The sequence below is a fragment of the candidate division WOR-3 bacterium genome (genome assembly GCA_016934535.1).
Taxonomy (GTDB): Bacteria; SDB-A; SDB-A; order SDB-A; family SDB-A; genus JAFGIG01.
In genome coordinates, this window is sequence record JAFGSQ010000006.1 from 23,150 (window position 1) to 35,546 (window position 12,397).

General features: G+C 38.9%; 9 protein-coding genes. 4 read left to right on the plus strand and 5 right to left on the minus strand.

The genetic code is table 11. From position 1 onward, the window contains the following. Positions 1-2: 2 nt before the first annotated feature. From JXL83_00720 to JXL83_00735, 4 genes are read right to left on the minus strand one after another with little or no spacing between them, the layout of a single operon-like run. Entirely contained in the window at positions 3-1,112 is a 1,110-nt protein-coding gene (locus tag JXL83_00720) for an ABC transporter permease (GenBank protein ID MBN2362634.1), read from the minus strand. Positions 1,113-1,115: 3 nt separating this feature from the next. Beyond that, positions 1,116-2,045 (minus strand): ABC transporter ATP-binding protein, encoded by a 930-nt coding sequence (locus tag JXL83_00725; protein ID MBN2362635.1) that lies wholly within the window; start codon positions 2,043-2,045, stop codon positions 1,116-1,118. Beyond that, positions 2,038-2,967 carry an ABC transporter ATP-binding protein gene (locus JXL83_00730; protein ID MBN2362636.1) on the minus strand — a complete coding sequence of 310 codons (930 nt, stop codon included), beginning with the start codon at positions 2,965-2,967 and terminating at the stop codon, positions 2,038-2,040. Before JXL83_00730 ends, JXL83_00725 begins: the two co-directional genes overlap by 8 nt. Before the next feature lie 4 nt (positions 2,968-2,971). Then, complete coding sequence (locus JXL83_00735) at positions 2,972-3,937, minus strand: HlyD family efflux transporter periplasmic adaptor subunit (protein ID MBN2362637.1); 966 nt, start codon at positions 3,935-3,937, stop codon at positions 2,972-2,974. A 216-nt stretch (positions 3,938-4,153) separates the two neighbouring features. Here JXL83_00735 and JXL83_00740 point away from each other — a divergent pair, with 216 nt between their 5' ends. Continuing rightward, on the plus strand, positions 4,154-7,879 hold the full coding sequence (locus JXL83_00740) for an AAA family ATPase (protein ID MBN2362638.1): 3,726 nt from the start codon (positions 4,154-4,156) through the stop codon (positions 7,877-7,879). A 222-nt stretch (positions 7,880-8,101) separates the two neighbouring features. Here the strand turns inward: JXL83_00740 and JXL83_00745 are convergent, their stop codons facing one another. Then, entirely contained in the window at positions 8,102-8,449 is a 348-nt protein-coding gene (locus JXL83_00745; GenBank protein ID MBN2362639.1) for a winged helix-turn-helix transcriptional regulator, read from the minus strand. Between the two features lie 590 nt (positions 8,450-9,039). Between JXL83_00745 and JXL83_00750 the strand changes: the two genes are divergently transcribed. From JXL83_00750 to JXL83_00760, 3 genes are all read left to right on the plus strand, one after another. Then, the gene (locus JXL83_00750; GenBank protein ID MBN2362640.1) at positions 9,040-9,471 is read left to right on the plus strand and encodes an arsenate reductase ArsC; all 432 of its coding nucleotides are present in this window, start codon (positions 9,040-9,042) and stop codon (positions 9,469-9,471) included. Positions 9,472-9,473: 2 nt separating this feature from the next. Further along, a complete protein-coding gene (locus JXL83_00755) occupies positions 9,474-10,127 on the plus strand; it encodes a CPBP family intramembrane metalloprotease (GenBank protein ID MBN2362641.1) in 654 nt (217 codons plus the stop codon). A 132-nt stretch (positions 10,128-10,259) separates the two neighbouring features. Then, complete coding sequence (locus JXL83_00760; GenBank protein ID MBN2362642.1) at positions 10,260-12,389, plus strand: immune inhibitor A; 2,130 nt, start codon at positions 10,260-10,262, stop codon at positions 12,387-12,389. Positions 12,390-12,397: the final 8 nt, after the last annotated feature.

The following is a 12,397-nucleotide window of genomic DNA, read 5'->3' on the forward strand; positions in this document are numbered from 1 at the left end:
CCCTACATTTTTAGACGGAAACTTTTAACCGCCACCGCAAGAGACAGGAATGCATATACAATCATAAAAATAAACTCAATCCACAGAGTAGTAATACTTCCGCCTTTTAAAAAAACTGCTTTGATTATTGATATAAAATATTTTGCCGGAACAAAATGGCTTATCAGACGCACTGGCAAAGGCATGTTGGAAACATCATACACGAATCCCGAAAGAAGAAACGCTGGAAGAAATGTTGAAACCAATGACAATTGACATGCCAAAAGCTGGTTTTTTGTTACTATGCTTATAGTCATTCCCATCATGAAGGCTCCGAAAAGAAAAAGAATACTGGAAAATGAAAAAAACAAAAAGTCTCCCTTTATCGGAATACCGAATATGAATTTTGCCGCCAATACAGCTACGACTACATCAAAGATTCCTATTAATAAATACGGTGTCAGTTTTCCTACAATTATTTCCAGTGATTTCACAGGTGTCGAAATAAGAAGCTCCAAAGATCCATTTTCCCATTCTCTTGCCACGGTCAGAGAAGTGAGCATTGCCGCGATAATCATAATTATAACCGCCAGCAAACCCGGTATAACTCCTATACGGGTTGAGAGTTCCGGATTATAAAGAATTTTTACAGAGACACCCTGATTTGCTGCGTTTATTAATTTAAAGTAATCAGCCATAAGTACTGTTCTGTTGAATACTTCAGTTGCGTTTTTGGCATAATTTAGAGATATCCTCGCGAAATAAGCGTCCGATCCGTCTAAAATCAGCTGAATTTCAGGAGAATCGGCTCCAGAAAAATTCTCAGGAATGATAATTGCCGCCCGAATCATGTTTCTGTCCATAAGATTCATCAACTGGCTATAACTATCCGCGTTCGACACGACTTTAAAAGTTCCTGAAGCCGTCATACCAGCCAAAAACGCTCGGCTCATACTTGATGAACTCCTGTCATATACTCCAAGTGGAATATTTTTGACATCAAGCGATAGAGCGAAACCAAAAAACACAAGAAGAAGCAAAGGAATTGCTATCCCCATACCCAGACTTCTCGAATCCCTAATGACGTGAATAATTTCCTTCCGAGCCAGGGCAAACACTCTTCTATTATTCATGCTTTAACTATCCGTAACTCTTATAAAAACATCTTCAAGTGATGGAACTATTGTTTTCACCAGGCTGAAGCTGTAATTTCTGCTTTTAAGCAATGATTCGATTTTGGATTTGTCAACTTTTTCTTTCAAAACAAGTTTCAAAATATTTTTATGAATCAATCCTTCCAGAATAAATCCAGTCTTTTTAAGCTCTTCAAGAACTGAATTCGGATCACAGCATCTGATTTCTATCATCGGTTCGGGTGATATCATTTTTTTAAGTTCATCCGGACTTCCTATGGCTTTTATTGATCCGCGGTCAATCAGAGCCAGCTTGTGACAATACTCGGCTTCCTGCATATAATGCGTAGTAACAAATACAGTGACGCCGCTGTCTGAAAGTTCATAAATCAGTTTCCAAAAATTTCTTCTCGTGACAGGATCAACTCCGGATGTCGGCTCATCCAAAAAAAGTATGGACGGATTGTGTACCACTGCACAACCCAGGGCCAGTCTTTGTTTCCAGCCCAAGGAAAGTGTTTTAGTAAGCCGGTTTTCCTTTCCTGTTAAACCTGCCATATCGAGTATCCATCTCTTTCTCATTTTTAATAAATTGTTTTTTACTCCGTATATTCCGCCGTAGAAATCTATGTTTTCTGAAATCTTCAGGTCTTCGTATAAAGAAAATTTTTGACTCATGTATCCGGTTATTTTTTTTACATCGTCAGGATGTTTCAAAATATCTATACCGTCCACGATGCAATCTCCAGAAGTAGGTTTAATTAGACCGCATAACATTTTTATTGTCGTTGTTTTACCGGCCCCGTTCGGTCCCAAAAAACCAAAAATTTCAGCCCTTTCTACATTCATGCTTATATAGTCGACGGCAGTGAAACCACCAAACTTTTTCAACACCTGACGGAGAATCACAGAATATTTACGATCGTCAGGCATGCAAACCTTTCATCATGCTGATGAAGACGTCTTCCAAACCGGGTTCAACGGGATATGTCTCATAATAATCGGAATTTTTTCTTTCAAGAACATCGGTAATAAATGAGACGTCGACGTTATTTTTAAATGTTAAGACGTTTACAAAATCCCCGTAAACAAATACGTCCGAGACTTCATTTATGCCGTCGAAGCATCTGGCGATCTCACCAGGTTTTTTACACACTATTTTTATTATTTTTCCTGTAAACATCCCTTTTATGCTGTCCGGAGTTCCCTGAGCGATTATTTTTCCGTTGAAAATCAAAGATATGCTGTCGCATTTTTCGGCTTCGTCTATGTATGAAGTTGAAATGAATACAGATGTTCCTTCTTTAGTCACTCCGGAAAGTATTTTCCAGAATTCCATTCTAGAAACCGGATCAACGCCGTTTGTCGGTTCGTCGAGAAATATAATTTGAGGTTTGTGAATCAAAGCACAGATCAGCGAGAGTTTTTGTTTCATTCCCCCTGAAAGATGTCCCGCTTTTCTTTTGACAAACTCCGACAAATTATACATTTCCAGAAATTTTGAAGATTTTTGTCTGCATTCTTTCCTGTCAACCTCGTAAATATCTGCATAAAATTTTATGTTTTCCTCAACAGTTAGATCTCTGTACAAACCGAAGTTCTGACTAACGTAACCGATTTTATTTTTGATTTTTTCCGGATTGTTTGAAGGATTTAATCCTAATATTTCAACCACTCCGGAAGAAGGATTCATTACTGTTGACAATATTCTTATGAGAGTGGATTTTCCAGATCCGTCAGGACCGATCAATCCGTATATTTCATTGCTTTTTACACTTAGAGAAATACAATCAATGGCTCTGACTTTCCCGAAATCCTTTGTAACTTTTTCGACTCTGATAATATCTTCATGCATCTCATTAATATATTATTTCAATTGTCACCGGCATACCTGATTTAAGGGACTCATCACAATTCGGAACAAGTGCGTTAATTTCATAGACTAAACCGGCTCTGACATCTTCAGTATAAACAACAGAAGGTGAAAATTCTGCTTCGTTTGAGATGTTCAGAATTTTTCCCTCGAAAATGTTGTCTTCATCAGAACCAAAAAAGATCGATACTTTCTGATTCAACCTGATGTTTCCGAGCTGATCTTCACTAATCCAAAAATTTACAATCACAGTATCCAACATACTTATCCGCGCAACTTCTTTCCCGGCCGCAACAATTTCCCCGCTTGCATAATTCAATTCTTCGACTACACCTTTTACAGGTGAAATTAAATATGTTCTGTCAACTTGAAGCTGGGCAAGTTCCAGGGACTTCTCGGCGGCGATTACTTTTTCAATCGCAATTTCAATATCTTCAACCCTGTTTCCTTCGTTTGCCAAAGAAAATTCCTGGAATGAAGCGCTGGTTTGTGCCTCTGCAATCTGGAATTCAGCCAATGCTTTGTCATAATCCTGCCGCGGCACATTTCCTTCTTCATAAAGAGCCTCTATGCGTAAAAGATTTTCTTTAATCAATTCAAGTCTTGTCTGATTTTGTTTAAGAACATAATATGTTCTGCTGATTTCCTGGTTTCTCAGACCGGCTTGCAGTTTTTCCAAAGACGCCCGCGCACCCGACAATTCTGCCAGCCTTAAGTCTCTGTTCAGTTCGAATTCTATCCTCTCTAATTCGGCAATAGTGTCGCCTGTTTCAATTTGTTCACCCTCTTTAAAATTCACTTTGGAAATTCTTCCGCCGACAAGAAAAGCAAGCCTCAATTCGTCGGCCTCGACGAATCCGTAACATTTGATTTTTTGGATTTTATTTTGTTCACAGTCAGTTAAACTGACAAGACAAAAAAATAATATAATTTTTGATGATACATGTTTCATTGCAGATCTCTTTTATTTTTCAAATTTTATACCTTTTACCCAAAATTGCACTATAAAATATTTTAGATTAAAGTAAAAAAGATGTTTCTATAGAAACCAAGTGTTTGGAATATTAAAAAATTTTACTTAGTTTACTTATTGTCCAATAATGTTAAAATTGATACAAGGTGATTTTTGACCAAAGGAGAACGGCGTTTTAAGTAGCAGGGAATAATTATGAAAAACAACACGCCATCTTTTATACATGAACGCTTCAAATCCTCTCAGCAATACGGCGTATTTCCTTGTTCCGCAGTGACTATTAATCTTTCCGGTCTTCCCGGAATCATTGAAAAACTGAAAGATTATAAAAGCGAGGGTTTTACCGAATTCACGGCAAACATTACCAAAATTTACACGCCAATAATCGAGACCATATATCGCCACAGCGGATTTGTATGTAAATTTTTCAGCGACCAGTTTATAGCCGTTTTCCCACATGAAAATCCGTCCCCTTCAGCAGACAATGCAATTTTTTGCAGTCTCAGTATACTTAAAAAAATGAAAGATCTTGCCAGAATCAAAACTCCATTCGGAGATTACTTTATTTTTTGTAAAATCGGCATCGGAACTGGAAACGCCGATTGGGGAATTTTCGGAAAAAAGGAAAAAAATTATTATTTTAAAGGCGACTCGTTCATAAAGTCCTACATGTCGATTTCCGCCGGAGCTCTGAACCGCGTGACACTCGACGAATCCACGGTAAAATTGATTACTGACGAAAACATCAAGGCTTCGCTTTTCAGGCAGAAAAATTTCTTTTACGCTGAAAACGTAGATTCAGCTTTGATGTCAACGGAATTCACTGATCCAAAATACACGGAAGTAAATGACGAAAGCTTTACTCGAACGGACCTATCAAAACTCCAGGACGGTGATTTCAGCCAGATCACATCGCTTCTGACTTCTTTTGACGACAGAGCGTTTGACAACGAAGAAGAATTGATCGATTTTCTTTCATTCGTCTTCGAAAACTCCCGTAAAGACGGTTTGCTTTTCGGCGGACTTATACATTTCAAACCCAACCCTCACTTGACGTTCTATTTTGAATCAGAAGATGCGCAAAATATTGAAAACGCAGTAAAATCAATTTTCCTGGCTGAAAAAGAATTTAAAATTTCAACTCGGACCGTAATGACGAGAGGTATCTCTTACGTTGGCTTCCTCGACACACAATATTATAAAGATTTCGTTTGTATTAGCCGTTCAATAAACACAGCAGAAATGATTTTGACTCAAACAACTGAAAAAGGAATTTTGATAACAGAAGAGATAAACGAGAAAATTAAAGATTCGGTAAATACTCTGCCTCATTCTTCGTTCGTCGAAAAAGGATCCATCAAAGAAACGAGGATTTTCAAGGTTGTCAATAAAAAGACTACCGAACCCGCAAAAGGGCTTTTTAAAGAGAGGATCGTTTACGGAGAAAAATGTCTAAAGTTCGTAAAACCGTTTCTTGAAAAAAATTTTCCTGGAATAATTTATATTTACGGCGACCAGGGCTCCGGAAAAACATTTTTTGCAAACGAGCTTTCAAAAAAATTGAAATCTTCAGTTTTTCTTCTTCACGGAAACCCAATTTTCAACGAATCTTTGAAGCCGTTCAAGGATTTTTTCAATGATTTTTTTTTCAAAGAAGAAAGCGCTCAGGACAAGAAAGAAGCGTTCATCCAGAAATACGAAATATTTTTAAAAAAATGTCAATCATCGACTTCTGAAGGAAATGTTGTTTTAAATGAAGAATTGATAAGAACTCCGACGATTATTGCAGCTTTGACCGGTTTGGAGTGGGAAAACTCTGTTTACAACAGCGTAGAACAGTGTAATAGGTTTGAAAACTCGGTTTTTGCCATTAAAAATTTTATGCTCTCTGTCGCTTTTATGAATCCTTTAATTTTAATACTGGATGATTTTCAATACTTTGACCAGGATTCATTGAGCGTCATCCAGGTACTGACGCGCGATATCGCGAACCGTCAACTTCTCATTATAGCAACCGCCCGATGTGAAAAAGGTTCTGAAAAACCGAAACTGCTTCTCGACGAAGATGTCCCAAGTCTCGAAATCGAACTTGCAAAAACTTCTATTCAAGCTCTCGAAGGATTTATAGTATCCTTTCTCGGAGAAGATTCGCCAGACAAATTAATAAACAAAATTACGACTCTTTCTTCCGGAAACCCCTACTTAGCCGAACAACTGTGTCTTTTGGCAGTGGAAGCACAGGAACAGAAAGAGGAACTGTATTCAAAATTACAAAGCAAAATAAATGAGATTGCAGCCAAAAGAGTTGACTTTTGGGAGGAAAAATTACGTGACTCTGTCATTTTCTGTGCGATTTTAGGTAATCATTTCGACAAAAAATCACTCACAGCTTCAAATCCATCGAAAATCGAAGATTCAAAACTAATCAACTTTTATGACTCTCTCCTGGATGAAGGAGTAAAAAAACAGATTTGGACAATTTCGGCGCCCACCCACATATTTTTTAGAAATGAAGAACTCAGAAAATCCATAGTCCAAAACTTGAGCGAAGAAAAAAGAACGACCTTACACCTTGAAGCGGCTAAAGTCCTTGAAACTCTGTTTGGAGATGATAAAACACGATTCACTGAAATCGCCTTTCATTTTCAAAGAGGCGGAGACATCGTCAAGGCGGTTAAATACTATATCGATTCCGCCGAATGGTCTTTCTTTAATTACAGACTTGAAGAATCCGTTGGCCTCTTGAGGACGGCTTATGAGATAGAGAAAGATTTGACAAAAAAATTCGAAATATTATTGAAAATGTTCTCTGTTCAGAAAGAAATGAAAATTTTTCAGATAGACGAAATACTATACGGACAGGCGGATGAATATTTCCGCTCTGAGAATGACACACCATCTTCCGTAAAATTGCTATATTACAGGGCTCATTCTTTTCTCAAGGAAGACGATAAAGACAGAGCTCTCGAGTATATTGAACAGGCGAAAAATCTTGCCGAAGAAAATAATCAAACCGAACTTCTGCCTGAAATTTACAAATTTTTTGTTCCTATGCTCATAGAAACACGCAGATTCGAAAAGGCGGAAAAAAGCCTCGATTCTTTCGAAAAACTTCCGGAAAAAACCGTCGAACCGCACCTTGGAGACATTATTTCATTCAAAGGGACAATCTTGATGAATAAAGGGAAATTTGACCAGGCACTTGAAGTGTTCGACAAGGCGGTCACAATTTTTGAAAACAATAAAAATCTGTCCGGTATGGCACCTGTTCTCGACAATGTATCAAAGATATATTTCAAAAAAGGTAAAGCCGGAAAAGCTTTGGAATACAGTATAAAGTCGCTAAACGTCGGCAAAGAGATAGGTTCATACAAGACCATGGTAATAAATCTGCACAACATAGGCGGAGTCTTCATGAAGGCGAGAGATTTCAACAAGGCCGTAAAATTTCTCGAACAATCCCAGCGTTTGTCCCGCGAGCTGAAAAACTACAAACTTGAATCTTACGTCCTCGACAAACTTGGAGACATAGAAAGAGCGAGAGGCTACATGGCAGAGGCTATGTCTTTTTACGAAAGGTCTCTTGAAAACCGTTTAAAACTGGGTGACTTGATTGCCGCTGGAAAATCGTTTAAATTCATCGGCGACGTTCTCAGCAGTCAGAACAACTTTGATAAAGCCAAAGAATATTACGTAAAAAGCATGTCGTATTTTAAGAAAGCCGATGACAGGAAATCATTGGCCGAATCAATAGAAAGCTTCGGAACAAACGAGTTTAAAAAAGACAAACAAAACAAATTCAAGACTCTCAAATGCTTGGAACACGCATGGAACATATACGAGAGCCTTAGCGACTACGACAGACTGACCAACCTCGAAAAACTTATAAACCAGGTCACGTGGGAAGGCATAGACATCTGAATTTTCCCGTTTTTTCTGATCTGATTTCAACCAAACACATTTTTATTACAATCGAGTGCATTTTGTGACATATAAGTTTCAAAATTTTTCAAATTCACTAAAAAAAAATCTGCCGTTTTACGGCAGATTTTTCGCGGAAATGAATTTAATTATTTTTCTCTTCTTTTTCACAGCATCCTTTTTTCTCGCAGGGATGCTTGGAATTTTCGCCGTGGCATTCTTTTATCTGTTCTTTTGAGCATTCTCCGGGTTTGACATCTTTTTCGCAGTGTTTTTTCTTACACATCTGTGGCTCCTTTTTTGGGTTTTCAATAAATAGTCATGATACTCTTTTAAAAAAATTTCCACCTGTTCTTTTTCGACTGAATAATGCGCGAAATACCCGGTTTTTATCGCTTTCACGAAACCGGCTTCCCTCAATATTTTCAGGTGCTGAGAAACAGCGGATTCGGATATTCCGGTGATTTTTGAAACGGCTTTTCCGCAGAGATTTCCCGAAGATATCAGCGACATTATTTTAGCTCTCGTAGGGTCTAACAAAGCCCTTATTTTCTTTTCTTCAATTTTCATAATTAAGTGATGACTGAATTAATTTAGTGTTAACTTTATATGTATTTCACTGTTTTGTCAAAAGAATATTATTGTTTATAGATTCTATTATCTAAAGTCGCTTCAAAACAGAACATCTATTATGAAAAATCTATTAAAAAGCAAAAGCGCGGCTTAGGCCGCGCTCCCATGTATTTATCTTTTTGAATTTTCTGTTAGAAACCATTACATGGCAGTCTATTTTTTCTTTTTATCGCTCGTACCGCTTTTTCCCTTTCCGCAGGGTTTCTTTTTCGTTCCATCCATCTTTTTCCCTTTACCGCTTCCAGCTGTCTTTGCCATGAGTCCTCCTCTTTTAGGTGATATAACCACCATCTTGTGACTCGAAATATATATAACCCTACATATAGTAATGTATTACAAAAAATAATTATAGTCAAGTAAATTTATTTTCAAATATGATTGTCTTTATATGTCATTACAAAAATATAACTTTATTTTTAACAAAAAATCGAAAACAATTCAGAGCATCCAAAATTTTACTAAAGCGTATTTATAAATTTTTAACATTTATTTTTTAAACTTATATTGAAATTAAAAAGGAGAAAATAGTGAAAAAAGTTCTGTTCGTCTGCGTTCACAATTCGGCAAGAAGCCAGATTGCAGAAGAGCTTCTTAAAAAATTCGCGCCGGACATGTTTGAAGCGGAAAGCGCCGGCTTGGAACCCGGTGAAATAAATCCTTACGTCGTTGAAATATTAAAAGAAGAAGGTATTGACGTTACGAAAAAAAAGACGAACAGCGTGTTTGCTTTTTTTAAACAAGGAAAAAAATACAACTATGTAGTGACAGTCTGCAGTGAAACCGAGGGAGAAAAATGTCCGCTTTTCCCCGGGGTGTCAGAAAGGCTTCATTGGAGTTTCGAGGATCCTTCGGCTTTTAAAGGGAATCACGAGGATGTTATTAATTTGGTCAGAAGTCTCAAAGACAAAATAAAAGAATCCATATTGAAATTTATCAAAGATCATGGAGACGAAGCCTGACTGTGCTTTGGAGAGACAGCCCTCCATATATCGGCCACGGGCTGACAACCAGCAAAATAAAATATACGGCTGTATTGATAGCCTTTCTCACAGTTATATTTGATTTTTATTTATCCGGCCACGGTATTTATAATGATGCACCGAGAAAAATCCTCGCTATAGGTTCGCTGATATTAATTTTGGTCTTGTCGAAAGGAAATTTACCGTCCAACGGCTTTTCAATAAATTTTTATCCCTGTAAAAAATTTTGGTTGATCACTTCTCTCGTAGCTTTTTTTGTCACCGTTTTTTTTCTTTCAATTTACGGATCTTACCTGTTTTTTTCAGGAAGACAAAATACGGCGACAATTCCTAAAGAATTCCTTTTCAGACAGTTGAAATATTTCGCCTTTGAAATCCCTTTAATAGAAGAAACAATATACCGCGTCGTGTTGTGCGCTTCTCTCCGTTCTGTCGCGGGTTATAAAACGACAATTTTCATTTCGGGTACTCTTTTCGCCTTTTTACATTTCATATACGGAAACCCCGCAATTGACAATATTCTTGGGGGATATTTTCTTTCATGGGCTTTTTTGACAGGTAAATCTATTATTATTCCTGTTGTTTTCCACTCCGCCGGCAATGCCCTGTTTGTCATATTTGGTTTGTTTTTCTAAATTTTTCCTAAAAAAATTGCGCTTTTTACAAATTATTGATATATTTAGATTTAATTTTTACAAGGAGAGATTATGTTTTCCCTATTTTTCCTCCTGTTCTTCTCATTTACAAACCAAATCCAGGAAAGACAGATGCTGGTCAGAATTTTTGTAGACGACTACAGAATTTTAAGGACTATAGACGAAAAAGGACTCGATATAGCCGGAAGAGAGTACGGCGAATACTGGGACATAGTCGTCACGCCGCAAAAATTCAATTCTGTAATCGCGTCCGGTTTGCCGTACGAGATTGTTTCCCAAAACATCGAAGGTTTGAAAGATCAGGTCAGGGGTCAATATCACAGCTACGATCAGGTCGTCGCTATTATGCGAAACTACGCTTCGACATATTCGTCTATCTGTAAACTCGATTCGATAGGAAAAAGTTACGAAAACAGATGGATTTACGCCCTTAAAATATCAGACAATCCTTCGTACGAAGATCCCGACGAACCGGGGATCCTCTTCGACGCGCTCCATCACTCAAGAGAATGGGCGACAATTGAGGTCGTTCTTTTCTACGCCGACACCCTCTGCAGGGGATACAACAACGACCCCGTATTGACTTCTCTCATCAACGACAACGAAATATGGCTTATTCCGATGGTCAACGTCGACGGTTATGTCTATGACTACCCCGGTCAGGAATGGTGGAGAAAGACGAGAAAACCTTTCGGCGGATCAACCGGAACAGACCCGAACAGAAACTATCAAGGTTGTTTCATGGGCGATCCCTTCGGCGACTGGGGAGCCATACCTCCGGACGCTTCGATGTCCCATTACCCCAGCCAGGAGACTTTCTGCGGAGCATACAGCGGATGGTCTGAAGAAATTTCAGCAATGGTAAATTTTCACAAAACTCACGAAATAAACGCGAACATAACTTACCACAGCTACGCCCAGGAAATCCTGTGGCCATGGGGACACACGAGCACCGTGCTTCCTCCCGACAACACGGCAATCGTAAATATAGCCAACCAGATGGCTTCAAGAATTCAAAAGGTCAACGGAGGAAATTACGTAGCCTCATCGAGTCTTTATCCTACTTCGGGCTCTACAGATGATTTCGTTTACGGATATCATTACTTCATCCATGGTTTTCCCTGTTTTTCCTACACAATTGAAGTCGGAACTGCATTCTACCAGAACGTCAACAATCTCGATCAGATAGCCCACGAAAACTGGGAAGGAGCGCTTTATTTCGCCCAACAGGCGGCGACCATACGGCAGAATTATCCATCGAGAGTTCCGTCTTCTGATATATCTGCTCCCGACACAGCAGTTTCAAATTCCTGCCTCATAACATGGGCTCCTGTCTTCGCCACTTATAACACTCCCGATCTATGGCAGTTGGACAGGCTTTCAGGCTATTCGTTTACATCTGACGGTATTGAATCCGGAACCGCGAACTGGATTCTCTCGGGTTTCACTCAGAGCACTGCTAGAAAACACGCTGGAACCTACAGTCTTTATTCAGGTTCACAGAACAACATCGCCAACACCGCACAGACGAGATATCCATACATCGTCCAGCCCAACGACACTTTCTCGTTCTGGTGCTGGAACTACTCCGAGAACAATTATGACGTCACTATTGTGGAAATCTCGGAAGACGGACTGGCCTGGAATCAGCTCGACACGAGGTACACAGGAAGCCAGCAGACCTGGACTCAGAAAAAATACTCCCTTGCCCCGTGGCAGGGAAAAGCAGTTTACTTCAGGTTCAGAACCATAACTGACGACGGAACACTGAACGAGAATTTCTATGTTGATGACATATCGCCTGTCGCTCATTTCAATCAAATCGAGGTTCTGGACAGCATAATCTGTGACACTTTTTATACGGCGACAAGCCTTCCTCTAGGTGAAAGTTATTTCCGAGTCCGCGGCCACAATACGAGAGGCTGGGGCAATTATTCCAACACGGGTAAAACGATCATCGTTCAGGGAAACTCTGTGGAAGAACCGGTCCAGGTTTTTGCCGGAAATATTTCCGTATTCAACAATTCCAAAAACATCGAGATAAGATACAGTTTACCCTCCGGTCAGGATATGAGCGTGAACATTTTCGACGTAACGGGAAGACAGGTAGGCAATTACAGATATCAGAACCTTTCCGGCGACGACAGAATTCAGATATCACCCGCGTCGGAAGGCGTTTTATTCGTTCACGTCAATTCAGGTGAAATAAACATTACAGAGAAAGTGCTTATAATAAGATAATAATCTTT

Excerpts from the sequence above, each read along its gene's own strand:
- JXL83_00725 (MBN2362635.1), bottom strand. The coding sequence starts at position 2,045 with ATGCCTGACGATCGTAAATATTCTGTGATTCTCCGTCAGGTGTTGAAA.
- JXL83_00730 (MBN2362636.1), bottom strand. The coding sequence starts at position 2,967 with ATGCATGAAGATATTATCAGAGTCGAAAAAGTTACAAAGGATTTCGGG.
- JXL83_00760 (MBN2362642.1), top strand. The coding sequence starts at position 10,260 with ATGCTGGTCAGAATTTTTGTAGACGACTACAGAATTTTAAGGACTATA.
- JXL83_00720 (MBN2362634.1), bottom strand. The coding sequence starts at position 1,112 with ATGAATAATAGAAGAGTGTTTGCCCTGGCTCGGAAGGAAATTATTCAC.
- JXL83_00740 (MBN2362638.1), top strand. The coding sequence starts at position 4,154 with ATGAAAAACAACACGCCATCTTTTATACATGAACGCTTCAAATCCTCT.
- JXL83_00735 (MBN2362637.1), bottom strand. The coding sequence starts at position 3,937 with ATGAAACATGTATCATCAAAAATTATATTATTTTTTTGTCTTGTCAGT.
- JXL83_00745 (MBN2362639.1), bottom strand. The coding sequence starts at position 8,449 with ATGAAAATTGAAGAAAAGAAAATAAGGGCTTTGTTAGACCCTACGAGA.